Raw genomic sequence first — 24,815 nt, 5'->3', positions numbered from 1 at the left:
ATTCAACCATGACAATAAAGCCCCGATTGCTATTGGCAGGCGGTGACACTGACCCTCAATTGGTACGTCTGCTGAAACGGGCGGCATTGCATGATATTCCCGTGCATTGTTTGCTCACAGGGCAATCGGGTTCGCCGCGTTTGCATTGGGATATTCACCAAAACCGTTTGCTGGATGACGACAAGGAGGTCGCGGTATCGGCAGCATTTATCCGACAGGATGTGTTTGCTTACCTGAAAAGCAACAATGCGCAAGATAATTCAGCAGCGCGTGAATGGTTTGTTAGCGTATCCGGCTGGCTATTAAGTTCGCCGGATATTGCGTTGTGTAATCGGCAGTTCCTGCCGTGTGGTGGGGTTAATAAGCCTTACATGTTGCGCTTGGCGTTGAGCATGGGGTTTAACGTTGCTGATACGTATGTCAGCAACGATCTTCTCGCCATGACGCGGTTGCATGAACATGGGGAGTGGGTGGCTAAGCCTGTGACGGGCGGCGCTTACTGTACCCCGTTGGCAGTGCATGAAATCACGGGTAATAACATACTGTCTTACCCGCAGATTGTGCAACGGCGTTTAGCTTCGCCGGAGTTGCGGGTATTTCGTATTGGTAACACTTGGTTTGGTTTTCTGATTCAGACGGAGGCATTGGATTACCGCTCAGCGTCCGCTACTCGGATGCAAGTGGTGGATGTACCGGGTGATTTGGTGGAAAAGTTGGCGTGCTTGTCGAATCATTTGGGGCTGGATTTCGCAGCGGCTGATTTCAAAACTGACCCGCATACGGGGGAGTGGCAGTTCTTGGAGATCAATACTAACCCAATGTTTGCGGGATTTGATCAGGTGGCAGCCGGTGCGTTAAGTGATGCTTTGCTTAGAAAGTTGGGCGTCTTATTGTAACAACGCTACTTATCAGCGTCAGGAGGGGTAATGGCAGGCATTTTACCGAGTACAAAAGGACGAGAACCCCAGCAAGCAGGTACTCACTCACTTAATCGTGTAGCCGTGTCTTATCAAGGTAAGTTGTTACCCGTCAATGGGGTGAGTGCATTTCAACCAATAGGGGATAATGGCTTATCCAATAACTTGCATGAATACATACGTAACATAAGTATTCAACTTGTTGATTTGTTAAGTGATGGTAAGGCTCAGCAACACGTGGTTAACCAACGCAATGAGTATTCATTTAAAACTTATAGGCGGTGTTCTTGGGTGCGCGATGAAACCCGGTTGATTTATATTGAAGTCAGAAATGGTATTGAAATCTCCATTAGTTTGAGTGATGTAAGTCCTGATATTTCGCCCCCGAAGAATACTGTCTAAAGCAAATAGCGGTGGTTCAGGCAGATTTAGCCTAAGTACGATACAATGCACGCAATTCTATGTGTGGATTTAATTGCATCATTCATGTCAGTTTCAGCCGAACCTATCGCCTGCCAGGAATGCGGTCAGTTGCACCGTTATCGCCCGGTCGCGCCGGGTAAAACCGCGAATTGTAGCCGTTGTGGGGCGGTATTATACCGCAATCGCCCGAATATGCTGGATGCGGTGTTGGCGCTGACCTTAGCAGGGCTGACGTTGTTTGTGTTGACCAATGTGTTTCCGTTATTGGGTTTACGCGCACAAGGGGCGGAACAGGAGTTGCATTTGCTGGGGGCGAGCCTAGCATTTTGGGATCAGGGCTACCCTATTTTGGCAGGGCTGATTATTCTCAATATTATCGTTTTCCCCTTATTTGAATTGCTGACGCTCTTGGTGGTGGTGTTGACTATTCGCTATCGCTGGCGCTCGAACATGGCGATTTTTTTGTTCCGTTGGATGCGTGAACTCAAACCGTGGGGGATGTTGGAAGTTTTTATGTTAGGGGTGCTGGTCGCAGTGGTGAAATTGGGTGATCTCGCTACGCTAATTGTGGGGGCGGCTTTCTGGTCATTTGCGGGTCTTATCCTGACGATGGCGGCAGCCACGGCATTATTGGACCCGTTTAGCGTCTGGCGTGCGCTGGAGAAAAAGCATGGCTGAGCACGGGGCTTTGCTGCAATGCCGTGTTTGTAGCCATTTGAGCCATCCGCCCCGGCAACTGAAGCGCTTCGAGGTCATGCATTGCCCGCGTTGTGGGGCGCGGGTGAAGTTTGCACAGCAGTCCAATAGTGTGGAAGTCACTTGGGCGTTGCTGATCGCTGCTGCCATTTTGTATATTCCGGCGAATATGTTGCCAATTATGAGCGTGTATATGTTGGGGGCAGGGCAACCAGATACCATTATTACTGGCGTCTACCATTTGCTGGAAGCCGGGCAGTGGCCGCTGGCATTGATTGTGTTTGTGGCGAGCATTGTCGTGCCTTTGTTGAAATTGTTTACCTTAAGTTTTTTGTTGATCAGTATTCAGCGGCGTTCACGCTGGCGGCAATATGACCGGATGCGCTTGTATCGTATCACCGAATACGTGGGGCGCTGGTCAATGGTGGATGTGTTTGTGATTGCGATTTTGGTGGGGCTGGTACAATTTGGCAATTTGGCGCGGGTTGATGCCAATCTGGGCAGTTTGTCATTTGCGGCGGTGGTGGTGTTAACCATGTTTGCTGCCCGGACGTTGGATGAGCACTTGATCTGGGATATTACCCGGCAAGAGGAACAGCAGAATGCATGATAATAAAGGGCTTGATGATAATCTGCCGGATGTGGAATTGCGGGAGCAGCGCTGGCCTTCGCTGGTATGGTTAATTCCGTTGGCGGCATTATTGATTGGTTTCTGGTTATTGTTTCAGGCGTGGTATCAGCGCGGTCCGATTGTAACGGTGCAATTTTCCAGTGCAGAAGGTATTGAATCGGGCAAAACCGAAGTGCGCTACAAAGCGGTAACGGTTGGCAAAGTCAAAAAGCTCAAATTGGATAATGAGCTAAAACACATTGAAGCCGTTATCGAGTTAAATAAAGAAATCGGGCGGCATCTGGGCAGTGATGCCAGTTTTTGGGTGGTACGCCCGCGTGTGAACCGTTCTGGAGTATCCGGTTTGGGGACATTATTTTCTGGCTCCTATATTGGCATGGATCCGGGAACGAATAACGATGACCAGAGTTTTTATAAAGGTGCGGAACGCCCTCCTGTTATTACACCCGCCGAAGACGGTAAGCGTTTTTTCTTAATATCGGATTCTTTAGGTTCAATGGACGTGGGAGCGCCAGTCTTTTACAAACAATTGCAGGTTGGTGAGGTGATCGATTACGAATTGCTGGATAATCAGGATCGCGTGCAATTGGAACTGTTTATTCGTGCACCTTATTTTCGCTATGTGCATGAAAATACCCGCTTCTGGAATGCCAGTGGCGTAGAACTTAATATGAATTCAACGGGTGCAGAATTCCGCATGGAATCGTTGATTTCCGTACTGATCGGGGGTGTTGCATTTGAAACGCCTGCCGGAGTCGCAGGTGGTGACGTAAGTAAACAGGGGGATACCTTTGTATTACATCGCAATTACGCGGACTCACAGGAAAAACAATACGCGACTAGATTGTATTACGTCATGTACTTTGATGGTTCTGTGCGCGGTATGGGTGTGGGGTCAGATGTAGAGTTTCAGGGAATTCCCATTGGTAAAGTTGAAAACATTGGCATGAAAATGGATATGGATTCATTGGCAGTGCGCGTGCCGGTGTTGGTGTATATCCAGCCTCAATATTTCGATGAATCTTTCACCAAGGAAACCGGTGAAGTCGCCATGCGTCAATTAGTGGAAAAAGGCTTACGTGCTAAGCTGGATACCGTGAGTTTTCTAACCGGGCAGAAAGTGATTACGCTCAGTATGGAAAAGGATGCGCTACCGGCAACCATTAAGACGACGCAGTTTTACAGTGAATTTCCCACCACCGGAACAGCGTTTGAAGAATTACCTTTCTTAGCTGCTGATATTATGCAAAGCCTTGATGAAACCTTGGCTGGCATTAATAAATTGGTGAATAGCGGTAAATTGGATAAAACCGTGGATAATCTCAATCAGGTATTATCCGAGGCGGAACAAGCGGTGAAGGCCGCTAAGGAAACGCTTAAAACCGTGGATAAAAACACCTTGCCCAGTGTGACCAGCGATGTCAATAAAATCAGTCAGGATTTGGGTAACACCATGCAAAGAATCCAAGGCTCGATGGCGCAGATTGACCGTTTGACGGCACAAAACTCCCCCACCCAACACCAGTTGCAAGAGATGTTGGAGGAGGTGACCGCTGCTTCCCGCGCGTTACGCAGTTTGACTGAAACGTTACAACGCCAGCCCAGTTCACTGCTGCGCGGTAAGCAGGGGGAATGATGTTGTGGTATCGTGCTACCCAATCAATACAGGGGAAACATCAATGGCAACACTCTGGATCAACACCCTCGTCAGTGTGATTGGCGTTCTTCTCGGCGCATTCTTGGCGATGGGCAGCGTCATGAGCATCGCCAATATGCAAGTCGCCTGGGCGGGCGCACTACTAATCGCCGCGTTTGGCGTGCCGTTAGCCTTTGCGATTTCAGGCATTGGCGCATGGTGGGCGTATGCCGCAGGCACAACCCACCTCATCACCTACCTAATCGCCTTCCCGTGGATATACTTGGCGGCTTTTATCGCAGCAATGCTCCTGTCATTCAAGCTCTAACCCTTCTTCCTCCCCCTCTACCTCCGGGAGAGGGGGGCGGGGGGTGAGGGTCTTCTACTTCTTCTCCCAAGTATCCCGCAACCCAATTACCCGGTTAAACACCAGCTTATCGGCAGCCGAATACTTGGAATCCAACACAAAATACCCCTCCCGCTCAAACTGATAACGGTCTTCCAGCGTGGCTTGCACCAGCCCGATTTCACCTTTACAGCCGTTGAGGATTTCCAAACTGTGCGGATTCATGAATTCCAAGAAGTTTTTACCACCCGCATCCGGTGCCGGGTCGCTGAACAAGCGGTCATACAAACGCACTTCGCAATCCACGTTATTACGTGCTGACACCCAGTGAATCACGCCCTTGGCTTTCACGCCATCGGCTGGGTCTTTGCCAACCGTGTCTTCAATCACGCGAGCGCGAATTTCGATGATATTGCCGTCGGCATCTTTCACCGCTTCATCCGCCTCAATCACGTAGCTATTGCGCAAGCGTACCCGTTTGCCCAACACCAAGCGCTTATACTGCTTGTTGGCTTCTTCGCGGAAATCGTCCTGATCAATCAGGATTTCGCGGCAGAACGGCATTTCGCGCGTACCCATTGCCTCATTTTGCGGATGGACATGGGCGGTCATGATTTCCACTTGGTCTTCTGGGTAATTGGTCAGCGTGACTTTGAGCGGACGCAAGACGCACATGGCACGCGGGGAAATGTTGTTCAAATCTTCGCGGATAGCGAATTCCAACATGCCAAGGTCAACCACGCCTTCGACCTTGGTGACGCCTGCCATTTCGCAGAAATCATTGATGGCTTTGGGGGTGAAACCCCGACGGCGCAAGCCGGAAACGGTCGGCATACGCGGATCATTCCAGCCATCAACGTGCTTTTCATCCACCAATTGCTTGAGCTTACGCTTGCTAGTGACGGTGTAATTGATGTTGAGGCGTGAAAATTCGTACTGATGCGGTTGCGCAGGCACGGGAATATTGTCGATAAACCAGTCATACAACGGACGATGCACTTCAAATTCCAGCGTACACACCGAATGCGAAATGCCTTCAATCGCGTCACTTTGCCCGTGAGCGTAATCGTAAGATGGGTAAATGCACCATTTATCGCCTGTTTGATGATGCGTGGCGCGTTTAATGCGGTAAATCACCGGATCGCGCAAATTGATATTGGACGATGCCATATCAATCTTCACGCGCAACGTGCGGCTGCCATCGGGGAATGCACCGTCACGCATCTGCGTGAACAGTTCGAGGTTTTCTTCGATAGAACGGGTGCGGAAGGGGCTTTCTTTGCCCGTTTCGGTCAACGTGCCACGGTATGCCCGCATTTCGTCAGCGGTCAAATCGCACACAAACGCCTTGCCCGCTTTAATCAGGTAAACCGCCCAATCATACAACTGGTCGAAATAGTCGGAGGCGTAATGTACGTCGCCATCCCATTGATAACCTAGCCATTGCACATCCGCTTTGATGGATTCGACGTATTCTTCGTCTTCTTTTTCCGGGTTGGTGTCATCCATGCGCAGGTTGCACTTGCCGCCGAATTTCTGCGCCAAACCAAAGTTCAGCCAGATGGATTTGGCGTGACCAATGTGCAAATAGCCGTTGGGTTCGGGGGGGAAGCGCGTGCGCACATTGGTGATTTTGCCGCTTTCAACGTCTTCTTTGACGATACGTTCAATAAAATTGAGTGGTTTGCTGGTTTCTTCGCTCATGGGGGTAGTTCTTGTCAATTATTGCAATGCAGGAATTAGACTATTAAGCACCGCCGTTGTCCAGTCCAGCGCCGTGCTTAATGCCCCGGCTTGCAAATCTCGTGTTTGAACACGGCTCTGAGCGTTAATACCACCAGCAATGTGACCAATGCCGTCAGCATTGCCAGCAAGCCAGTCGCAATCCACTGATACGCCATGACGTGCGATTTTTCATACATCACAAAGCTCGCAATCGTAATCGCTGCCGTCGGGAATGAATACGCCCACCAAGGCAAACCAAATTTCAACTTAGCAAACCGCCCAAACTGGCTCAGTAACAGCAGCGTCAAAAATAGCCCGAAGAAATACAGCATCCGCGCCAACGCATCCAGCTCATTTTCCAAGCGCATATAGGCAATAAACCCGACTGCTGGCGGCGCAATTAAAATGAACAAGGTTGGCAGTAAAAACACATCAATTGCTTGATGGAAAATCATGCGGTTAAACACCAACGTCATTAAAATCAGCCAGAAAAACATGCCGATGCTAAAGAAAAACCACGACACATCCACAAACCCCAACGGCACACCCGCGACCGGGACAATCACATTCCCCACCGCCGGGATAAACCACGCGGGGTTAATGTGTTGAATCTGGAAATGTTCGTGATGCATCCATTTATTCACCACATACAGCGTAAGCGCCAGATGCAGCAAGATTCCCGCTGCCCATACGGGTAACACAAAACTGACATTCATTCCCTGCAATGCCGCCGCAATCAGCAACAAACTGATCGAAATCGTTGGGAAAAAGCTCAGTTTGACCGGGTGCGCTAATTCTTGCGCTACACGTTGTGGATGCCGCCAAAGTTTACTCAGATACATCAGTAACAGCAGGCTGAATACGCCGACAGTCAGTCCAACCAGCCAAGGGGTAATCCCCCAATCAAGCTGAAACACCTGCTGGGCTTTTTCCCACGCAATTGTCAGACCTGACAAACCCATCACCACTGAAAAGAAGGAGATCGGGAAAAAGGCTAAACGCCCGTGTGGTGTGTGGGTATCCATGACAGGTTTCATTTTAACGCAGTTACCCACGCTTCCATCGCGTTGTTCGCCAATGGCATGGGGGCTTCCATGTAGCTCACCACAAAACTATCAGCCATTTCTGCAATGCCGATGGAACGCGGGCGCACTGCCAAAACTTGAGGGTTAGGCAGGTGTGTTCCGAAGCAGAAGACCACATCTTTTGCGTCCAAAATCGCGGGGTTGATTTCGCCTTGTGGCAGGGCTTTGGTGTGGGAATAGTGATCAAACACCGCAATGAAACGCGCCACCGGATGTTCTTCGATTTTTGCCAAGAAATAATCCACGATGCCCTGCATGGTGGGGTTTGCCAGTTCGTTTTTACCAACTTCCAGCGTAAAAACGGGGTATTTTTCTTGCAACATCATGTGTTTCATGGGAAATTCCTTCTACAAGTGTAAAGCGTTAAAAGTGGGGGATTCTAGTGGTTGCTGGCTGGTTTGGCATTGAAAAATAGCAAACTAAAGTGCTGGGTTATTGCTGTTTGATCACATCCAACATCGCTTGTGCGTGTCCGTTCGGATCGACCTGATACAACGCTTCCACCAGCATTCCCTTTTTGTCGATGACGAAGGTGGAACGCACAATGCCCATTTTTTTCACGCCGTTCTTTTCCTTTTCCTGCCACACGCCATAAGCCGCGCAGACTTCGCCGGACGTATCCGCCAACAGTTCCACTTTTAGCCCGAATTTGTCGATGAAGGCTTGATGGCTGCCGCAATCATCCTTGCTGACCCCGATCACCACGGCATTATGCGCGGCAAATTCGGCTGCCAGTGCGGTGAATTCGTTCGCTTCAATGGTGCAGCCGGGGGTATCGTCTTTGGGGTAAAAGTACAGCACGACGTGTTGTTTGCCTGCGAAATCAGCCAGTGACACGGTTTTGCCGTGCTGATTGGGGGAACTGAACGCGGGGGCAGGTTGCTTGGCTTGTAACATCAGCGGGTCTCCAAAAAATAAAACAGCCGCTACGATAGCCTGAAACCCGCCTTCCATAAAAAAGCCAGCAATGCGGGCGCGTGTTCCTCGATTTTATCGACGGAGGCGTGACCCGCGTCGGGAATTTCCAGCAGGGTTAAACGCGCTTGCGGGCAATGGCTGATGATGGCATGTGCATCCGCGAGTGGCACAACCTGATCGTCTACCCCGTGTACCAACAAAATGGGGCAGGTAATTTGGCATACGCTATTCAGCGGCGCAATTGTCGCAAAGCGATGCCCGATCACCCATTGCACATAATGGTTGATGACGCGAATCAGGAAGTGGGGCATATGCAAAGTTTGCAGGTAACGGCGCATCACCCATTCAGGGTGTGCAAACGCCGAAACGCTAATCACCGCCGCAATGTCGGTACGCCGCGACGCAGCCAGCAATACCGCACCCGCGCCGACCGAATGCCCCAGCAATGCCAGCTTCTCGCAAGCCGTCGGATGATTGGCGTGCAACCAAGCGAGCGCACTCTCCAAATCTTCAGCAAAACGTGGCAGGGAGGAAAAGCTGTGCGTGTCACTTTGCCCGTGATTGCGGGCATCGAAGAGCAGCACATTCAAGCCCGCTTGCTGAAAGGGCGCGGCGATGGGCAACATCAGTTCTGCATTGCTGCCCCAGCCGTGCAGGATGACCAGCGTTTGCGTGGCATTGCCAGCGGGTAAAAACCAGCCGAATAAGCGTTTGTTGGCAACGCTGGGAATCCATACTTGTTCAAAGGCAAAGCCTAAGTCCTCTGGCGTGCCTTGCTCTATTTGGCGTGGCGCACGAAAGCCCCAGTGGATGCCGAGCATGAACAGCGCGGCAACGCCGATGATAATTCCCGCAATGATCAGCAATGCCAGTGTCAAAAGTCGTAGCCCGCCCCGATCCACGTACTGTCATGCGCAAAATCCGCATCAAACATACCCGGAATACTGGCGCTGCCGATGGGGGTGTTAATCGCGGCGCTGTCGTAATCCCAGTCACTGCGGCTATGCCCGATGCTGACAAAGGCATTTTTCAACTGCGGCTGGTTCAGCAGTTTGGCGGGTTTGAGCTTGGCTTCGACTTCCAGCGTGCGGTACGTGCCATCCATGTCGATGCCGGAGCCGACCCAGCCGTTATCCATCTCGCCAGTTTGGTGGTTGAGGGAGGCATTGCCCGCGACTTTCAGCCAAGGGGTTGCCTGATAGCTGCCTTGCACAGCGATACCGGCTTTGTAAGTGGTGATTTCGGTATCAAAGGTATCCAGCATTTTCAATGCGAGATTGGCAGCGGGCAGGGCATTGCGCACTTTCATGAATGGCGTGCTGACACCGGTATTCACGCCGACACCGACATGCCCACGCGCAGTTTTTAGCACATCGTAACCCACGCCTACATCAAGGTTTACGCCGTGGATGCGGTAATCGGCGGGGACGGGAATCGCGGTATTGTCCGCAATCAAATCCGTGACGCTGCTACCGATCACGGGCAGGTTACTGGTCAGCGGCAAGCTGGCAAGGTCGGTCATCTGGTTCACGGTATCCGAGTCGAAATAATCGGCGCGGAATTGGTAATACAGTGGCGAAGCGTTGATATTGCGGTGGGGTTCTGCCAGCGTCCAGGTGTCTACTTCCAGTGACGTATCCATGCTGATAAATGGCTTGGCGGCTGCGCCCATGTCGAAATCGCCGCTGCCGTAGCGCAATTCCAGCGCATGGGCGGGGGCAATGCAGCCTGAGGTAAAGCAGGCGAGGATTACGGATCGGGTTAATACATCCATGTTTTCTATCCTTGAATTCTGCAAGTGTTGTTTAAGCGACGTTACCATTCTCACCAATCAGCAGGGTGGCATCATCCTTAAAGTAATGCGGCGGCACGACCAGGTTTGTCGCCGCCGGTACGTTTTTGTACACACGCCCAGCTAGATCAAAGCGCGAACCGTGGCAGGGGCAATACCAGCCACCTTTCCAATCCGCACCCAAATCTTCCGGCGCAACTTCGGGGCGGTAACTCGGCGAGCAACCCAAATGCGTGCAAATCCCCACGAGTACCAAGTATTTCGGCTGGCGGGAACGGTGTGCATTTTGCGTATAGGCAGGTTGCTGTTCCAGCACAGCGGAAGCGGGATCACGCAAATTCGCATCGTTGGCGGGCAAGTTTGCCAGCATTTCATCGGTACGATTCACGACCCAGACCGGCTTGCCGCGCCATACAACGCGCAGCAATTGTCCCGGCTCGACTTTGCTAATGTTCACTTCAACCGGCGCACCTGCCGCTAATGCCCGCGCACTCGGCGACCAAGAGGCAAGAAACGGCGCGGCAATGGCGGCAGCGCCACTTGCACCTACCACCGATGTGGCGGCAACCAGCAGGCTGCGGCGGGTAAGATTGGTTTTAATGTGTGCCATGAATGCTTAACTCCAGTAATGCGGTTGCAGGCGATAGTCGAGCAAAATACTCGGTTACGGCAGGGCAAGCATTGAAAAATGGCAAACCAGTCATACGATTTTTCGATTGATATTTAACAAGAAAGTGGTGGTTTCACGGTTTTTCCATTGATTTTTTCGATCTTTTAAAAATCGCAAGGCGATTTACTTGGAAAAGGCAGAATCTCCACACCCTGCTTTAGGGTGCAATGACTTCAGGGTTATTGCTAGGTAAACAACAAGGAGATTTCCATGGAAATGCTCGGATTATATCCCACGTGGTTAGAGCCAATGTTGGGGAGCGGTTGGGTTGTCGCTGTCATTTCAACCATTCACGTCTTGGCATCCCACACATCGGTGGGCGCGGCAATGGTGTTCGCTTACCTTGCGGTGGTGGCTTATCGGCAAGACAAGCCGGAATTGCTCGATTACATCAAAAAGTATGGCATGTTCCTGCTGGTATTTTCTTATGTGATTGGCTCGATTACCGGCCCCGGTATCTGGTTTTCGACCACGGTTGCCAGCCCACGCGGGATTTCAGCACTGATCCACAGCTTTGTGTGGAAGTGGGCAACCGAGTGGGTGTTCTTCGTCATCGAAGTGGTTGGGGTGTATCTGGTGGTGTATCTGGTCGGCAAGGTTGACCAGAAAACGCACATGCGCATTGCGGTCATTTTCGGGCTGGCTTCTTACACCACGATGCTGATTATTATCGGAATTTTGTCATTCATGATGTGGCCGGGCAAGGAAGTGTGGTTCACCGAAGGCGGCTACCTCAACGGTTTCTACGGCGCGAATACCTTTGCGCAATTGGCGATGCGTACCGCGTTTATGTTCACCATGACGGCGGTGGTTGGCGGGATTGTCGCGTCGGGTATTAAGGAATTGGCGTTCAAGAAAGCCATGCTGCGCCGTTTGGCAGTGCTGGGGATTGTTTCCACCTTGGCGGGTTCGCTGCTGTTCCAGTGGTATCTGCATACCCTGCCGGAACAGGCGCATATCGTGTTGGAAAACCGTTTGCCAGATTATTTCCAGCCTGCGCTGATGATGGTGTTGAGCGGTATTTTGGCGTATTTCCTGTTTACCTTGGTGATGCCGCGTTTGATTGTGCCAGCAATAGCGAGCGTGATGACGGTGGCGATTCTGGTGTTCGGCTTGTGGCCTGAGGAAGTGGCGCGTGAGTCCATCCGCAAGCCTTTCGTGGCGGGGCAATACGTGTATTCCAATCAGGTTATTGCGCGGGATGTGCCGGGGTTGGGGATTAAATCGGAAATTCCGTTGTTGGAGGAAAAAGGTTTCCTAAAAAGCCATGTATTTTTGCCGGAAAACTTGCGTACCGTCACGCCGGATAATGCGCGGGCGGTGGGTCATGCGCTGGCAATGACGGCGTGTTCCAACTGCCATTCTTTGACCGATACGGGGATGCGTCCGCTGGCGAAGTATTTCGGGGGTAATACCGATGTGGGTGAGATCAAAGATTATTTGCTGGGCGCATTGGCGACGGGCAATACCTTGTACATGCCGAAAATTCCGCTAACCGATGAGGAAGCCGAAGCATTGGCAGTCTACATTGGCGCGTTGAAAGATGACACGGTGGCAGAAAACTATGCCGCTACCCGCAAGCCATTGGCACAAGCAGGGGAGAAATAAACCATGAATGCTGAAATGTTATACGCCTTGCGCGATGTGGCGGGTGTGCCTTCGCACCCGGTGTTGTTCCTGATTCTGGGGGTGTTGACGTTTGCGTTGCACATCCTCGCGGTGCAGGTGATGTTGGGCGCGTCCGGTCTGGTGATTTGGGGCGCGTTGTCGAAAGCGGCTTATCAACGCCAATTGGCGCAGGCGATGTTGGGCGTGGCGAAAATTGCCGTGTCGGTCGCGGTGGTGTTGGGGGTTGCGCCTTTGCTGTTTGTGCAGGTGATTTATGACCCGTTTTGGTACACCTCGAACGTGCTGTCGGCCTGGTGGGTGATTGGGTTTATTGTGATCCTGACCGTCGCTTACTTGCTGATGTATTTTTTCTACGCGAAAAACCACCATTTGGCAACGCAGAAAACCATTTGTCCCGGCTCGATGATCCTGTCACTGGCGTTGATGCTGGTGGTCGGTTTTATTATGCACGTCCTCACTTATCAGATGTTGTCGCCGGATCAGTGGATGCAGTGGTATGCGCCGAATGGTGAAATTGATGCGTCAGGGCGCAAGTTGCACGATTACAACGGGTGGCGTTTTGGGTTTTTTATCAGCTTGTCGGTGTTGGTGATCAGCGGCTGGTTGTTTGCTTACCGCCATTATATTAGCCACCGTACCGATGTGGATAACGGTTATCTGCAATGGTTGAAAGGGCTGGCAACGGTCTTGAGTCTCGCCGGTGGCATCGTAGCACTGGCCTTCGGCATTGGCTGGATGGCGACACTGCCAGACAGTCAGGCCGCTTTTGGGTTCTCCCCTTGGGTTGGGCTGGCAGCGGTGCTTATCTCCCTCACCGCTGTCATGCCGAAACTCATTGGTAGCCGCGTGAATGCGCCGTTGTTTGGCTACGGTCTGTTTGGGCTGGCAGCCATCACGGGGATTGTGGTGGCGATTGCGCGGGAAGTGTTGCGCTGGAATATCCTGTTTGGCGATTTTGGCTACAACGCGCTGGATTATCCGGTGAATATGGACTGGTACAGCACGCTGTTGTTCTTTGGCACGTTTGTCATTATTGGTGGCTTGGTGTTGAGCTATTTCCTCACCGTGGCTTGGCAAGCGGGGCAAACCGACGGGGTGTATACGCCTTCGCCTGCGGTGACGCGCTTGGGTAATCTTTCCATCCTCCTCATCACGTTGTGGATTATCCACTTTTTTGTGCTGGGGTTGTGGGTGTGGCTACGCTAAGGGGGCAATGATGAAACTGAAAACGATCCTATTGCCGCTGTTGCTGGTGTCCTGCATTGGCACGGTACAGGCAGACGAGAAAAAAGCGGTGGAAACAGTCGTGAAAGCGGTTGAAGCTAAAGCAGAAACCAAAGCACCTGCTGCCGACAGCGTTTCCAAAGACGAATTGCGCGAGATGATCCGCGAATTGATTCAGGAAGAAATGGGGAAAGAAGAAACCCCTCCTAACCTCCCCTTGTCAGGGGAGGGACAAGAGGGTGCTGCTGCTCTCTTGCACCCTTCCCTGATAAGGGGAGGGACGGGGAGGGGTTTCTTCGAGGCGGCACCTGCCGCTAAAGCGGGCGAAATCCTCGCCCATACCTGCGCCGGATGTCACGGCACGAACGGCACGCTGGAAAACGAAGCCTTCATGCCGCTGGCAGGAATGCCGGAGCAGGAATTTGTTAAAACCATGCTGGATTTCCGCGACGGCGCACGCCAATCGACCCTGATGGGCACGGTTGCCAACGGCTTGAGCGAACAGCAAATCCGCGACATGGCGCGTTATTTTATGGAGGTTTCCCCATGAGTTTGAATCGACGTGAATTTTTGGGGCTGCTCGGCGCAACCGCGCTGGCGGGCGCATTTCCTATCCGTAGCGCATTTGCGGGGGCGCAAGCGCATGTGGTCATTATTGGCGGTGGGGTTGGTGGCGCAACCACGGCTAAATACCTGCGCTTGTTTGACCCAGCGATCAAGGTCACAATGATCGAAAAGAACCCGATCTACATTCGCCCTTACGGTTCGACCGAAGTGCTGACGGGGCATATTGGCATGGAGGATTTGCACGTTACTTACGACGCGCTTCAGTCCAAATACGGCGTGAATGTGATCATTGACGAAGTAACCGGTTTTGACCCTGACAAGCGCAATGTCAGCTTGAAAGGTGGGCGCAAAGTCAGCTACGACAAGCTAGTGGTGTCACCGGGGATTGAGTTGTTGTACGACAAGTTGGCTGGTTATTCCTACGCGCTGGCTGAGAGTAAAATCCCATCGGGTTGGATTCCGGGGGCGCAAACCCAATTGCTCGCCGATCAGCTTAAAGCGTTGCCCAAAGGCGGGACGTTTTTGATGGTTGCGCCGCCCAACCCTTACCGTTGCCCGCCGGGGCCGTATGAACGCCCCGCACTGGTGGCGGAATGGCTGCAAAAACACAATCCGACAGCCAAGGTCATCATTGCTGACCCGAAAGATAAGTTTGTCACCGACCAGACCATGATGCTGGGCTGGAACCGTTTATACGGTTTTCCGATGCCTAAGGAATTTCTGGAAGGGATACCGGATAGCGTTGAAATCCAGCAGCACAGCCAGCCGGGGATTCTGGAATGGATTCCTGCCAAAGACGGGGGGACACCCGTGTCAGTGGATGCGGAAACCATGACCGTCACCACCGAGGGCGGCAAGATTAAGGCGGATGTGATTAATATCGTGCCTGCGATGCGTGCCGGAAAGATTGCCAGCGCAATGGGGCTAACCGATGACAAAGGTTGGTGTCCGAATCAGCGCAAGACCTTTGAATCGACCTTACATCCGCATGTGCATGTGATTGGCGACGCTTGCCATACCGATGCGATGCCCAAATCAGGCTTTTCCGCGAATACGCAAGCCAAATCGTTGGCGCGGGCGTTGGTGGAAATCCTCGCCGGACGCGAAGCCCCAACACCCAGTTGGGAAAACACCTGTTACGCGCTGGCAGGTTCGGATTACGGCTTGTATGTCGCCGACGTGTTTGAGTTAGCGGAAGCCGACAACAAGATTCAGCGTGTGGGCAAATTCAATCGCTATTTGCGTTTGGATGCGACCCCAGCGCAAATTCGCATGGGCGCGGTCTATCAGCAGGCTTGGATGAAATCCTTCACGGAGGACTGTTTTGCATGAAAACGTTCCAACTTTCCTTAATTGGCGTAGCCGCGACGCTGTTGGTGTCCGGTTGGGGCTGGGCAAACGATGCCGCGCATGAAGCGGCGGATGCGGTTAAATGGAAGCCTGCTACCTTGCGCGTGGCGTTGGCGGATATGCCTACGGGTGATATTTCCCGTGGTAAAGACCTCAATTCGCAACTGATGTGCGCGTCGTGTCACGGTGAAAATGGCATTGCCCCGACCAGCAATTGGCCAAACGTTGCGGGGCAAAAAACCGATTACACCTACAAAATGTTGCTGGATTATCAGTCGGGTTTGCGTAGCGAAGATGAGCGCAGCAAGCTGATGACGGTGGCAGTCGAGCCAATGAGCCAGCAGGATATGGCGGATGTGGCAGCGTATTACGCGAGTTTGCCTGCACACGAAGCCAGGGTGAAAGCCTCAGCGCACGCGGATGCGGAACGGCTGGTGCGTAAAGGCGATCCGACGCGCTTGCTGACACCGTGCGCGTCATGCCACGGGGTGAAGGGGCAGGGCGGTAAAGAAGCCGCTCCAGCACTGGCGGGGCAGTCGGAAAAAGCGTTTATTCGCACCATGATGCTGTATAAAAACGGTGCACGCGATAATGATGTTAATAAGGCAATGGCGCAATTCGCCGCTAAGCTGACCGATGAGGAAATTCGGCAGTTGGCAGCGTATTACCACACGCGATAGTTTCGTTAGTGCTTCCTCCTCCTAGCACGTCTCCCCGGCTGCGGTCGGGGATTTTTTTGGAATTACCCTTAATTTTGCAGTCGAGGACGACATGGGTATATTATGAAACGCTAATAATATTTCTCAAGGGTAACGCGCGTGTCACAACACCAAACCAAAGGTCATTGCTCGACCTGTAATATTCGCCCCATCACCATTTTTTCGACATTGGATACCACCGAAGTGGAACAAATTCAGGCGTTTCAGCCTGCGATTATCCAGTATGCGCCGGATGAAATTATCTACCATCAGGGAATGGAAGCCCGCTACGCTTTCACCTTGCGCCACGGTTTTGTCAAAATTGTCAATACCTTAGCAGATGGGCGTTCGCACATTGTGCAATTGCTGCGCGATGGGGATTTCTTCGGGTTTGGTGGTTTGTCAGGGGTGGATTATAAACACTCGGCGATTGCGCTCAATGCGGTGGAGGTTTGCCGTTTGCCATTGGCGGATTTGCTGAAACTCAAGCAAACTCACCCGAAGATTGAGACGGAAATGACCAAACGTTGGTTGGAACGTTTGCATCGTGCCGAAAGCATGTTGGTGGAATTAGGCGCGAAAAAAGCGGCTGAACGGCTGGCTTCGTTTTTATTGAGCTGGTGTGCAGGAAATGCACCGGATACTTGGGTAGCGTTGCCGCTGAATCGTGCTGAGATCGGTGAATTGCTGGGCGTGACTATCGAAACCGTCAGCCGCTTTTTTGCGGATTGGAAGCGCCAAGGCTTTATCGGTGAGTCTCGCGGCAACATCCAGATACTGGATGCTGCCGGATTACGTCAAGCGGCGGGGATTACCTTGTAATTACGCCGCTACCAATACAGGCTCTGACCGTAACTTGGCTATTGGCGAAGACACCAACGGTGACAGACGCAGCGAAGCCGTGAATAAGGCTTTTGACCAATTCATGCTGCAATACCAGTGGAGTCTGGATAGCGGGCATTAACACCACGATCATTAATGTAAAATGGAGAGCGAGTCTATGTTGAAGAAATGGTTATTACTGACCCTGTTGTGCTTGGGTCTGAACGCGCCAGTATTGGCGGTGGAATTGAAGGTTGGCGATACTTTGCCCCCGATTACTTTGAAAAATCAGCACGACAAGCCGATCACCGTCGCAGCGGATGTGCAAACCTTGTTGTTTACTATTGAAAAACCGGCTTCTGACTTGGTGAATGACTATTTACTTAAGCAAGACAAGGCATTTCTGAGCAGCAAGCAGGCGTATTTTCTTGCGGATATTAGCGGGATGCCGAGCATGATCACTAAAATGTTCGCGATTCCGAAAATGCAGGAGCGTCCGTATGACATTTTATTGGCGTATGACGCGCAAGAAGCCGCGTTCATGCCGCGTCAAAAAAACCACGTCACGATGGTGAAAATGGAAGCAGGCAAAGTGGCTGAGATCCTGTTCGTCAAGGATGAAGCGGGTTTGGCTGATAATTTTTGATTTGTTCAATGTTGGCTGACATGGCTTCTGGTGGATTTCCCTACTTCTTGGGTAGCTATCCCAACAGAATGGGGTGGTGTTATGCTCTACGCCACAATGTTTTAAGAAGGAGGTTTCATGTCAGCAAAACACCCGATTGTGGCGATTACCGGCGCGATGGAGTCCGGTTCTGTGTCGGTTATTCAGGCATTAGAGCGGATTTTTTACCGTGAACGGGTCAAGGCTGTGTATATCGACGGCAGCGCGTTTCGTCGTTATGACCGCACGGCGATGCGCGATGAAGTGCGTAAAGCGCAGGAAGAGGGGCGTGTTCTAGGGCATTTTGGCCCCGAAGGCAATCATCTGGATAAGCTGGAAAGCTTATTTTTCGAGTACGCGGCTGTGGGCAGGGGGTTATACCGCCACTATTTGCACACAGCGGGGCAAGCCGCTAAGTATGGGCAAGTCGTTGGCACGTTTACGCCGTGGGAACCGATGGATCCCGACAGTGATTTATTGTTGTACCGTGGCTTGCACGGCGCGGCGGTAGTGGATGATATTGATATTGCGCAATATCCCGATTTGTCGATTGGGATTTCACCGAATGCGAATCTGGAGTGGATGGCGAAAATCCAGCACGAAATCAAAGAAAAAGGCGTGGCGTTGGAAGATGCGAAAACCGCGCTGTTGAATCGTTTGCATGATTATGTGCATCACATTACCCCGCAATTCATGCGAACCCACATTAATTTCCAGCTTATTCCTTTGGTGGATACGTCGGATCCGTTTGGGGCAGAAGCCGTGCCAACCCCGGATGAGTGTTATTTGGTGATGCGGTTTGCGCCGAAATTCTTGCCTGATTTTATCCCGTTGCTGCACGATATTCCGGGGGCATTCATGTCACGCCGTAATACGCTGGTAGTACCAAGCAGCAAGATGTTGATGGCGATTGAGCTGGTGTTGATGCCGATTATTCATAACCTGATTGATGACAGCCGCCAATTGCGTGGCATTACCGACGTGCCGGAGGATCGGGGCGCTGGCGTGTTAGGTTTAGTGGAATAACACAACCGTGATTTATCGCAAGGAAATTGACGGGTTACGCGCCCTAGCGGTGCTGCCCGTGATGCTGTTTCATGCCGGATTCACCACGTTCAGCGGTGGATTCGTGGGCGTGGATGTCTTTTTTGTCATCAGTGGCTATTTGATTACGTCAATTATTTTGGCGGAACTTGAGACGGGGACGTTCAGCCTCGCGGGCTTTTACGAACGGCGGGCCCGGCGCATTTTGCCCGCGCTGTTTTTTGTATTGTTGGTGTGTTTGCCCGTGGCGTGGTGGTTGCTGTTGCCACATGAGTTGGTTGCATTTGGGGAAAGCTTGATCGCAGTGGTTGTGTTTGCCTCCAACATTCTGTTTTGGCTGCAAACGGACTATTTTGCGGCGACGGCAGAGCAGATTCCGTTATTGCATACCTGGAGCTTGGCGGTTGAGGAACAGTATTATTTGGTGTTCCCGCTGTTCATGTTGCTGGCGTGGGGCTTGGGTAAGCGCTGGCTGCTGGGCTTGCTGGCGGTGATTGCGTTACTGAGTTTGGGTTGGTCGGAATGGTTGTGGCGCAGTTCGATAGAGGCCAATTTTTATTTGATTCCCAGCCGTGCATGGGAATTGTTGCTGGGGGCATTGGCAGCATTTTATTGGCAAAAACACCCGTTTCCACAAGGAACCTTGGCGCAAATCGGCAGTCTATGCGGTATGGCGCTACTGGTTTACGCGGTATTGTTCTTTGATGAGGGGATACCGTTTCCGAGTCTGTATGCGCTAGTGCCGACGCTGGGCGCGGTGTTGTTGATTGTGTTCGCAACGCCCGCGACGTGGGTTGGTCAATTGCTGGCATTTCCACCGTTGGTGTGGGTGGGATTGATCTCTTACAGTGCGTATTTGTGGCATCAGCCGGTATTCGTCTTTGCACGGATGCAAGCATTGGAAGAACCAAGCCTGAGTGTCATGGCAGCGTTGATAGCGTTGAGTTTGGGGCTGGCGTGGTTTAGCTGGCGTTTTGTGGAAAAACCGTTTCGCAATCGGCAGCGTTTTACTCGTAAGCAAGTATTTGCCGGTGCGCTGATCGGTAGCGTGCTGTTCATTGCAGTGGGTGCAGCGTTGGTATTGACGGACGGTTTTGCCGGTCGTTTTGCGGATTAAAGAGAGCTACGATGAAAATTTACGTGCCGTTATTGCTGGGGTTGCTTTGTATCGGTGGCATGATGCCGGTATGGGCAGATACGTCGGCTGACACTTTACTCAAAGCAGCGGATACCCAAGCCAGTGGTGAATACACCCGCCAGCGCTTTCTTGCGGTGCAGAAAAAACCGTTTGATGAGGCGGATGCGCGTAAAAAAGCGCTGATTATTGGCGACAGTCACGCGCAGGATTTTTTCAACGGCGTGTTGGAAAATGGCTATTTGAGCAATTATCAGCTCAGTACCCGTTATATTCCGACCCGTTGCCAGATGGTATGGGGTGACAAAGGCGCGGCGTTTATCCAGTCGAAAGATACGGCATTGTGCGCAAAATCCGATAATGTGATGCAAGCAGCAGCACAAATTGCCGAGGCGGATGTCATTATTATGGTGGCACGCTGGCAAGACTGGGCGGCGAAATTGTTACCGGAGACGATCCAGCAAATGCAGCTACGGGCGGATCAGCAATTAATCGTCCTTGGGGCAAAAGATTTCGGCAAAATTGCCATCAGGAATTACCTGAAACTGTCTGCCGATGAACGTTTGGCATTGCGTAACAAGGTTGATCCCAAACCCTTGGCGGGCAACCAATGGCTACGCGAAACCTTGGGTGATAAGGTGTTTATTGATCAGCAACGCTTGATTTGCGGTGAGGGTGACAGTTGCCGCCTGTTCACCGATGCGGGAGAATTGTTGTCGTATGACGGCGGGCATTTAACCCCCGCCGGGGCAAAATACGTCGGCAAGTTATTGTTTACCGAATCATTGCTCCAAGGGCTTTAATAAATCCAGCAAATCTTCGGAACTGAAGCGCACGCCTTCTTGTGCGCCGGTTTCTGAATACAAGCCATTGGCGAGCATCTGCTTTTTTTCCTGCAATTTGAGAATCTTTTCTTCTACCGTGTCTTCGGTAATCAGTTTGTAGACGAAGACAGGTTTGTCTTGCCCAATGCGGTAAGCGCGGTCGGTGGCTTGTTGTTCCACTGCCGGATTCCACCAAGGGTCGTAGTGAATCACTGTATCGGCAGCGGTTAAGTTTAGCCCTGTACCCCCAGCTTTGAGGCTAATCAGGAACACTTTCGCATCACCTTCTTGGAAGTGGGCAATGACTTCTTCGCGGTTTTTGGTTTGCCCAGTGAGTTTGGCGTAAACGATATTGGCGGCGACCAGTTCGGCTTCAATGAGTGCCAGCATCGAGGTGAATTGCGAGAACAACAGTACTTTACGGCCTTCTTCTAACATTTCAGGTAACAAGGTCATTAACAATTCGAGCTTGGCGGATTGGTCGACGTTTTTGGCTTTGTCGAGTTTCACCAGACGCGGGTCGCAACACACTTGGCGCAGTTTCAGCAAGGCATCCAAGATCATAATGTGGCTGCGAGCGAAACCGTTGCGGCTGATTTCTTCCTGTAATTTGGTGTCCATCGCCAAGCGCACGGTTTCGTAAAGGTCGCGCTGTTTGCCTTCGAGCGCCACGCTGCGGATGATTTCGCTTTTCGGCGGTAATTCACTGGCAACCAGTTCCTTGGTACGACGCAACATGAAGGGCAGAACGCGCTGGCGTAATTGCTGTTGCCTGCCTGCATCGCCTTGTTTTTCAATGGGATTGCGGAACAGGCGCGTAAATTTGTCGTGCGCACCCAAAAAACCGGGCATCAGGAAATGGTACATTGACCACAATTCTCCCAGATGATTCTCCAGAGGTGTACCCGTCAGGCATAAACGGTGCTGCGCTTTGAGGGTGTAGACGACTTGGGTGGTGCGTGACGCGGCGTTTTTGATCGCTTGCGCTTCGTCCAAAATCAGGTAATGGAAGGTGTGGCGCAAATACTGTTCTTCGTCACGCACAATCAAGGGGTAAGTGGTGAGCAGCAGGTCGTATTCGCCCAAGTTGTCAAAATGCCGGTGGCGGTCATTGCCGTGAATCACTCGCACCCGCAAGTCGGGGGTGAAACGTGCGGCTTCGCGTCGCCAATTGCCCATTAAGCTGGTGGGGGCAATGACTAGGGCGGGTTGGGTTAAGCGTCCCGCTTGTTTTTCGATGAGTAGGTGCGCGAGGGTTTGCAAGGTTTTGCCCAAGCCCATGTCATCGGCGAGGATACCATTGAACTGGTATTCGCGTAAAAATTGCAGCCAGCTCAAGCCTTCGTGTTGATAATGGCGCAAGTCGGCATTCAGCCCTTCAGGTAGGCTAATGGCTTGAATACCTTGGAAATCCCGTAACTTTTGGGTCAGCGCCAGCAGTTCTTCTGCACCTTTCCATTTCATGCCGGGGGCATTGAGCAGTGCGCTCAGATTCGTGCCTTGGTATTTGCTGAGTTCTAAATTGCCATCGGCATTCAGCGGTTGGTGGTCGTAGAGTTCCACCAGCGTTTCGAGGATTCCGGCGAGGCGGTGCGATTCGAGTTTTGCCCAGCGATTGCCGGAAAGCGGCACGAAAATGTACGGCTGGCGTTCCAGCAAGTCGCGCAAGGCTTGCGGGCTTTCCATTTGCCCCAGCATTTCCACCAGAATCGGCAACAGATTAATGCGTTGCCCGTCGACTTCAAAACCGAGGCTGATTTCAAACCAGTCGTTGCCATTCGCGCTTTCTTCCCACGCGGCATCGAGATCCCCAACGATGTCGAAATGCAGGTCAAAATTGTCGTCCAACGTGACATTCCAGCCGGAATCGCGCAGTGCGGTCACGCCGTGATCGAGGAAATCGTTCCAGCGTAACGCCGTCAGTGATGGGGTATCGGGGTGCATCAGCAATTCGAGGCGGTGCAGGTCGCTAAAGCGCGTATTGACGCTTTCAAAACCGTAATCGGCAAGCGTGTCGAGCGCGTCCTGTTCCGTCGCAAGGTTGCGGTGAATGCGGTAACGTTTTGCGCCGACTTTGTGCAAGCTGCTGGGTTTGTGTTGCGCGGGTTGCAACACATGCCCTGCGTAGTTAAAGCGCAAACTGGCAATGTGGGTATCGTGACCCGTATCCGGCAGGCGGGTGCAGCGCAAATACAAATCCGGGGTGGGTTCGGCGTGTAAATCGTCAATGTGTTGGCGGATTTTCGGCGAGGGTGCGGGAATATCCACATCCGGCAAAGCTTCCAGCAACCGTTCGCTAACGGTTTCGGCTTGCGCGGCGGGAATCGGCGGCGCATTCAGGAATTTTTCGACTTGCGCGGGGTTAAGGTCGGGGTGTTCCAGTAAGCCGCAGGTGCGGGTGGTGGTGTCGATATACCAGAGTTTGCCGTTGAGCCAAAAGTGCGCAGTGATGGGGCGCTCGGTTTGCAATTCAACGGTGAATTCTTGCTTATCGTTGGCTTGCCAAATGAATTGCAAGCCTAGCGGTGCACCCGGCTGTAAGGGTTGGGCTTCGCGTTGCCAAGTGTCAATGGTTGCCCAAAAAGCGCGTCCGGTTTTCAGCACTTCCCGTAAGGCTTGCTCACCGTGTTTGCCGCTCAGATTGCCCTTGTTCCAGTGATGCAAAAAGCGCATTCCGGGCATGGCAAGTAATTGCGCGATCATTAAATCCAAGGGTTCATACGCAAAGTTGCGGGCGCGGTATGGGGTCAGCAGGGCTTCGAGTTGGACGTGTGAGGGTTTGCCGTAACCGCCTTTTTTGAGGGTATTGGCTTTGTATAAGCTCAAGGTGGGTTGTTGGTGAGCGTCGGTATCTAAAAAATACAGTAAATCAGCGCTGAGGGTGTCGTTTTCCGGGCTAAATAGTGAAGTTTCGGTGGTGTCGCTGGCAGTTGTTCTTAAGCCTTGTAACCATACGTCGATAGGGGAGCGCGTGACCGCTTTGGCAGTGGTAGGCATGGTGGCGGCGGTAAACGCTGGCACGGGCTTGCGTTGCGGTTCTCTGGCTTTCTGTTTGCGGGCGTGTTCGAGGTATTCAAATAAGGCGGCGACGGTGTGTTTGCAGGCTACGGTGACGGGGCAGGTGCAAACGCCGGTGATCCAGCGCGGTGTTTGTTCGTTGTAATTGATGACGGTGACGTAAGGTTCTTTGCCGCTGCCTTGTACTTTGGCGGTGATGGAGACATTGCCACCACCACTTTTTTCGGCGCGAAAATTGGTGACTTTGCCGTTGTCGTAATAGTCGATACCCCGCTCCAGCGTTACCGTGCCGAAGACATTGAATAAGACGGATGAGGGGATATTGTTGTCGGCAAGTAAGTCGAGATGTTTAGGTTTCAAATGCATTACGTTTATGTATCTACCAGACTGAATTTTTAGTCGGGTAACATTGTGCAATGAAGGACTGGCTTTGTCACGGCAATTACACCGTATTCTGATAGGTTGGATGTGAACAAATCATGCGTTTTGTTCACATCCTTGTGAAAACAGGTGATTTATTTCTGTTTCAACAGGTCACGGATTTCGCCTAATAAAACTTCTTGGTTAGACGGTGCTTCCGGTGCGGGAGCAGCTTCTTCTTTGCGCTTCAGCTTGTTCATGGCTTTAATGGCTACGAAAATCGCCAAGGCAACGATCACAAAATCAAAAATGGTTTGGACGAAAGCGCCATACGCCAGCACTAAATCAGGGATAGGGGGAACCGCTGCCGGGTCGCCTGCTTTCAGCATGATAGCCGCCTTGCTGAAGTCGACGCCGCCGACAAGCAAGCCCAACAGTGGCATAACGATGCCATCCACCAATGCTGAAACGATTTTGCCAAATGCCGCGCCGATAATGACACCCACGGCGAGATCGACCACATTGCCTTTCATGGCAAACTCTTTGAATTCACTGACGAAGCTCATACATACCTCCAAATTTTTTGAAAAACCCGTTTGTTCGACGGTGCAAATGTGATTTTGGTTCACCGTTTATAGGTT

The 24,815-nt window shown here is 51.9% G+C and carries 26 protein-coding genes; 17 read left to right on the top strand and 9 right to left on the bottom strand.

Going from position 1 to position 24,815, the window contains the following annotated elements; genetic code table 11:
- Positions 1–8: 8 nt before the first annotated feature.
- The 6 genes from L2Y54_RS16025 to L2Y54_RS16000 all read left to right on the top strand — a co-directional run bounded on the left by L2Y54_RS16025 (position 9) and on the right by L2Y54_RS16000 (position 4,631).
- On the top strand, positions 9–896 hold the full coding sequence (locus tag L2Y54_RS16025) for an MvdC/MvdD family ATP grasp protein (RefSeq protein ID WP_236497585.1): 888 nt from the start codon (positions 9–11) through the stop codon (positions 894–896).
- Positions 897–926: 30 nt separating this feature from the next.
- A complete protein-coding gene (locus L2Y54_RS16020) occupies positions 927–1,319 on the top strand; it encodes a hypothetical protein (RefSeq protein ID WP_236497583.1) in 393 nt (130 codons plus the stop codon).
- A gap of 84 nt (positions 1,320–1,403) precedes the next feature.
- Positions 1,404–2,018 carry a paraquat-inducible protein A gene (locus L2Y54_RS16015; RefSeq protein WP_236497582.1) on the top strand — a complete coding sequence of 205 codons (615 nt, stop codon included), beginning with the start codon at positions 1,404–1,406 and terminating at the stop codon, positions 2,016–2,018.
- Positions 2,011–2,646 (top strand): paraquat-inducible protein A, encoded by a 636-nt coding sequence (locus L2Y54_RS16010; protein WP_236497580.1) that lies wholly within the window; start codon positions 2,011–2,013, stop codon positions 2,644–2,646. Before L2Y54_RS16015 ends, L2Y54_RS16010 begins: the two co-directional genes overlap by 8 nt.
- Entirely contained in the window at positions 2,639–4,303 is a 1,665-nt protein-coding gene (locus tag L2Y54_RS16005; RefSeq protein ID WP_236497578.1) for a PqiB family protein, read from the top strand. The genes L2Y54_RS16010 and L2Y54_RS16005 overlap by 8 nt, the downstream gene beginning before the upstream one ends.
- Before the next feature lie 43 nt (positions 4,304–4,346).
- Entirely contained in the window at positions 4,347–4,631 is a 285-nt protein-coding gene (locus tag L2Y54_RS16000) for a hypothetical protein (protein WP_236497576.1), read from the top strand.
- Positions 4,632–4,685: 54 nt separating this feature from the next.
- Here the strand turns inward: L2Y54_RS16000 and L2Y54_RS15995 are convergent, their stop codons facing one another.
- The 7 genes from L2Y54_RS15995 to petA form a co-directional block, all read right to left on the bottom strand.
- Positions 4,686–6,353: a glutamine--tRNA ligase/YqeY domain fusion protein gene (locus L2Y54_RS15995; RefSeq protein WP_236497574.1), complete on the bottom strand. Its 1,668-nt coding sequence runs from the start codon at positions 6,351–6,353 to the stop codon at positions 4,686–4,688.
- Between the two features lie 77 nt (positions 6,354–6,430).
- Positions 6,431–7,399: an SLAC1 anion channel family protein gene (locus L2Y54_RS15990; RefSeq protein WP_236497571.1), complete on the bottom strand. Its 969-nt coding sequence runs from the start codon at positions 7,397–7,399 to the stop codon at positions 6,431–6,433.
- An 8-nt stretch (positions 7,400–7,407) separates the two neighbouring features.
- On the bottom strand, positions 7,408–7,794 hold the full coding sequence (locus L2Y54_RS15985; protein WP_236497570.1) for a DUF6858 family protein: 387 nt from the start codon (positions 7,792–7,794) through the stop codon (positions 7,408–7,410).
- Positions 7,795–7,891: 97 nt separating this feature from the next.
- Entirely contained in the window at positions 7,892–8,356 is a 465-nt protein-coding gene (locus L2Y54_RS15980) for a peroxiredoxin (protein ID WP_236497568.1), read from the bottom strand.
- Positions 8,357–8,385: 29 nt separating this feature from the next.
- Positions 8,386–9,255 carry an alpha/beta hydrolase gene (locus tag L2Y54_RS15975; RefSeq protein ID WP_236497567.1) on the bottom strand — a complete coding sequence of 290 codons (870 nt, stop codon included), beginning with the start codon at positions 9,253–9,255 and terminating at the stop codon, positions 8,386–8,388.
- Positions 9,252–10,151, bottom strand: coding sequence for a hypothetical protein (locus L2Y54_RS15970; RefSeq protein ID WP_236497564.1), 900 nt, complete (start codon positions 10,149–10,151; stop codon positions 9,252–9,254). The genes L2Y54_RS15975 and L2Y54_RS15970 overlap by 4 nt, the downstream gene beginning before the upstream one ends.
- A 31-nt stretch (positions 10,152–10,182) precedes the next feature.
- Positions 10,183–10,779, bottom strand: coding sequence for a ubiquinol-cytochrome c reductase iron-sulfur subunit (gene petA / locus L2Y54_RS15965; RefSeq protein WP_236497562.1), 597 nt, complete (start codon positions 10,777–10,779; stop codon positions 10,183–10,185).
- Positions 10,780–11,049: 270 nt separating this feature from the next.
- On the opposite strand from petA, the gene L2Y54_RS15960 reads away from it, so the two are divergent.
- The 11 genes from L2Y54_RS15960 to L2Y54_RS15910 all read left to right on the top strand — a co-directional run bounded on the left by L2Y54_RS15960 (position 11,050) and on the right by L2Y54_RS15910 (position 20,775).
- Positions 11,050–12,447 (top strand): c-type cytochrome, encoded by a 1,398-nt coding sequence (locus L2Y54_RS15960; protein ID WP_236497559.1) that lies wholly within the window; start codon positions 11,050–11,052, stop codon positions 12,445–12,447.
- A gap of 3 nt (positions 12,448–12,450) precedes the next feature.
- The gene (locus L2Y54_RS15955; protein ID WP_236497558.1) at positions 12,451–13,674 is read left to right on the top strand and encodes a hypothetical protein; all 1,224 of its coding nucleotides are present in this window, start codon (positions 12,451–12,453) and stop codon (positions 13,672–13,674) included.
- A gap of 10 nt (positions 13,675–13,684) precedes the next feature.
- Entirely contained in the window at positions 13,685–14,242 is a 558-nt protein-coding gene (locus tag L2Y54_RS15950) for a c-type cytochrome (RefSeq protein ID WP_236497556.1), read from the top strand.
- Positions 14,239–15,591 carry an NAD(P)/FAD-dependent oxidoreductase gene (locus L2Y54_RS15945; protein WP_236497554.1) on the top strand — a complete coding sequence of 451 codons (1,353 nt, stop codon included), beginning with the start codon at positions 14,239–14,241 and terminating at the stop codon, positions 15,589–15,591. Before L2Y54_RS15950 ends, L2Y54_RS15945 begins: the two co-directional genes overlap by 4 nt.
- The gene (locus tag L2Y54_RS15940) at positions 15,588–16,289 is read left to right on the top strand and encodes a c-type cytochrome (protein ID WP_236497552.1); all 702 of its coding nucleotides are present in this window, start codon (positions 15,588–15,590) and stop codon (positions 16,287–16,289) included. The genes L2Y54_RS15945 and L2Y54_RS15940 overlap by 4 nt, the downstream gene beginning before the upstream one ends.
- Before the next feature lie 138 nt (positions 16,290–16,427).
- Entirely contained in the window at positions 16,428–17,129 is a 702-nt protein-coding gene (locus L2Y54_RS15935; RefSeq protein ID WP_236497550.1) for a Crp/Fnr family transcriptional regulator, read from the top strand.
- Positions 17,089–17,271, top strand: a complete 183-nt coding sequence (locus tag L2Y54_RS15930; RefSeq protein WP_236497549.1) for a hypothetical protein — start codon at positions 17,089–17,091, stop codon at positions 17,269–17,271. Before L2Y54_RS15935 ends, L2Y54_RS15930 begins: the two co-directional genes overlap by 41 nt.
- A 36-nt stretch (positions 17,272–17,307) precedes the next feature.
- Positions 17,308–17,775 carry a hypothetical protein gene (locus L2Y54_RS15925; protein WP_236497547.1) on the top strand — a complete coding sequence of 156 codons (468 nt, stop codon included), beginning with the start codon at positions 17,308–17,310 and terminating at the stop codon, positions 17,773–17,775.
- Between the two features lie 117 nt (positions 17,776–17,892).
- Positions 17,893–18,819 carry a nucleoside/nucleotide kinase family protein gene (locus tag L2Y54_RS15920; RefSeq protein ID WP_236497545.1) on the top strand — a complete coding sequence of 309 codons (927 nt, stop codon included), beginning with the start codon at positions 17,893–17,895 and terminating at the stop codon, positions 18,817–18,819.
- A 7-nt stretch (positions 18,820–18,826) separates the two neighbouring features.
- Positions 18,827–19,954: an acyltransferase family protein gene (locus tag L2Y54_RS15915; protein WP_236497543.1), complete on the top strand. Its 1,128-nt coding sequence runs from the start codon at positions 18,827–18,829 to the stop codon at positions 19,952–19,954.
- A gap of 11 nt (positions 19,955–19,965) precedes the next feature.
- Positions 19,966–20,775, top strand: a complete 810-nt coding sequence (locus L2Y54_RS15910; RefSeq protein WP_236497540.1) for an SGNH hydrolase domain-containing protein — start codon at positions 19,966–19,968, stop codon at positions 20,773–20,775.
- On the opposite strand, the gene L2Y54_RS15905 is transcribed toward L2Y54_RS15910, so the two are convergent.
- Positions 20,755–24,180, bottom strand: coding sequence for a DEAD/DEAH box helicase (locus L2Y54_RS15905; RefSeq protein WP_414718432.1), 3,426 nt, complete (start codon positions 24,178–24,180; stop codon positions 20,755–20,757). The two genes, L2Y54_RS15910 and L2Y54_RS15905, sit on opposite strands and share 21 nt — an antisense overlap.
- A 149-nt stretch (positions 24,181–24,329) precedes the next feature.
- Positions 24,330–24,740, bottom strand: coding sequence for a large-conductance mechanosensitive channel protein MscL (gene mscL, locus L2Y54_RS15900; RefSeq protein ID WP_236497534.1), 411 nt, complete (start codon positions 24,738–24,740; stop codon positions 24,330–24,332).
- Positions 24,741–24,815 lie beyond the last annotated feature (75 nt).

It is taken from the genome of Thiothrix winogradskyi (assembly GCF_021650935.1).
GTDB lineage: Bacteria > Pseudomonadota > Gammaproteobacteria > Thiotrichales > Thiotrichaceae > Thiothrix > Thiothrix winogradskyi.
Note: the sequence above shows the minus strand (reverse complement) of the source record. Positions and strands in the feature narration are given on the sequence as shown.

Excerpts from the sequence above, each read along its gene's own strand:
- L2Y54_RS16010 (WP_236497580.1), top strand. The coding sequence starts at position 2,011 with ATGGCTGAGCACGGGGCTTTGCTGCAATGCCGTGTTTGTAGCCATTTG.
- L2Y54_RS15945 (WP_236497554.1), top strand. The coding sequence starts at position 14,239 with ATGAGTTTGAATCGACGTGAATTTTTGGGGCTGCTCGGCGCAACCGCG.
- mscL (WP_236497534.1), bottom strand. The coding sequence starts at position 24,740 with ATGAGCTTCGTCAGTGAATTCAAAGAGTTTGCCATGAAAGGCAATGTG.
- L2Y54_RS15955 (WP_236497558.1), top strand. The coding sequence starts at position 12,451 with ATGAATGCTGAAATGTTATACGCCTTGCGCGATGTGGCGGGTGTGCCT.
- L2Y54_RS15985 (WP_236497570.1), bottom strand. The coding sequence starts at position 7,794 with ATGAAACACATGATGTTGCAAGAAAAATACCCCGTTTTTACGCTGGAA.
- L2Y54_RS16000 (WP_236497576.1), top strand. The coding sequence starts at position 4,347 with ATGGCAACACTCTGGATCAACACCCTCGTCAGTGTGATTGGCGTTCTT.
- L2Y54_RS15905 (WP_414718432.1), bottom strand. The coding sequence starts at position 24,180 with ATGCATTTGAAACCTAAACATCTCGACTTACTTGCCGACAACAATATC.
- L2Y54_RS15960 (WP_236497559.1), top strand. The coding sequence starts at position 11,050 with ATGGAAATGCTCGGATTATATCCCACGTGGTTAGAGCCAATGTTGGGG.
- petA (WP_236497562.1), bottom strand. The coding sequence starts at position 10,779 with ATGGCACACATTAAAACCAATCTTACCCGCCGCAGCCTGCTGGTTGCC.
- L2Y54_RS15920 (WP_236497545.1), top strand. The coding sequence starts at position 17,893 with ATGTCAGCAAAACACCCGATTGTGGCGATTACCGGCGCGATGGAGTCC.
- L2Y54_RS16025 (WP_236497585.1), top strand. The coding sequence starts at position 9 with ATGACAATAAAGCCCCGATTGCTATTGGCAGGCGGTGACACTGACCCT.
- L2Y54_RS16020 (WP_236497583.1), top strand. The coding sequence starts at position 927 with ATGGCAGGCATTTTACCGAGTACAAAAGGACGAGAACCCCAGCAAGCA.
- L2Y54_RS15910 (WP_236497540.1), top strand. The coding sequence starts at position 19,966 with ATGAAAATTTACGTGCCGTTATTGCTGGGGTTGCTTTGTATCGGTGGC.
- L2Y54_RS15970 (WP_236497564.1), bottom strand. The coding sequence starts at position 10,151 with ATGGATGTATTAACCCGATCCGTAATCCTCGCCTGCTTTACCTCAGGC.
- L2Y54_RS16005 (WP_236497578.1), top strand. The coding sequence starts at position 2,639 with ATGCATGATAATAAAGGGCTTGATGATAATCTGCCGGATGTGGAATTG.
- L2Y54_RS15930 (WP_236497549.1), top strand. The coding sequence starts at position 17,089 with ATGCTGCCGGATTACGTCAAGCGGCGGGGATTACCTTGTAATTACGCC.
- L2Y54_RS15995 (WP_236497574.1), bottom strand. The coding sequence starts at position 6,353 with ATGAGCGAAGAAACCAGCAAACCACTCAATTTTATTGAACGTATCGTC.
- L2Y54_RS15940 (WP_236497552.1), top strand. The coding sequence starts at position 15,588 with ATGAAAACGTTCCAACTTTCCTTAATTGGCGTAGCCGCGACGCTGTTG.
- L2Y54_RS16015 (WP_236497582.1), top strand. The coding sequence starts at position 1,404 with ATGTCAGTTTCAGCCGAACCTATCGCCTGCCAGGAATGCGGTCAGTTG.
- L2Y54_RS15980 (WP_236497568.1), bottom strand. The coding sequence starts at position 8,356 with ATGTTACAAGCCAAGCAACCTGCCCCCGCGTTCAGTTCCCCCAATCAG.
- L2Y54_RS15925 (WP_236497547.1), top strand. The coding sequence starts at position 17,308 with ATGTTGAAGAAATGGTTATTACTGACCCTGTTGTGCTTGGGTCTGAAC.
- L2Y54_RS15990 (WP_236497571.1), bottom strand. The coding sequence starts at position 7,399 with ATGGATACCCACACACCACACGGGCGTTTAGCCTTTTTCCCGATCTCC.
- L2Y54_RS15950 (WP_236497556.1), top strand. The coding sequence starts at position 13,685 with ATGAAACTGAAAACGATCCTATTGCCGCTGTTGCTGGTGTCCTGCATT.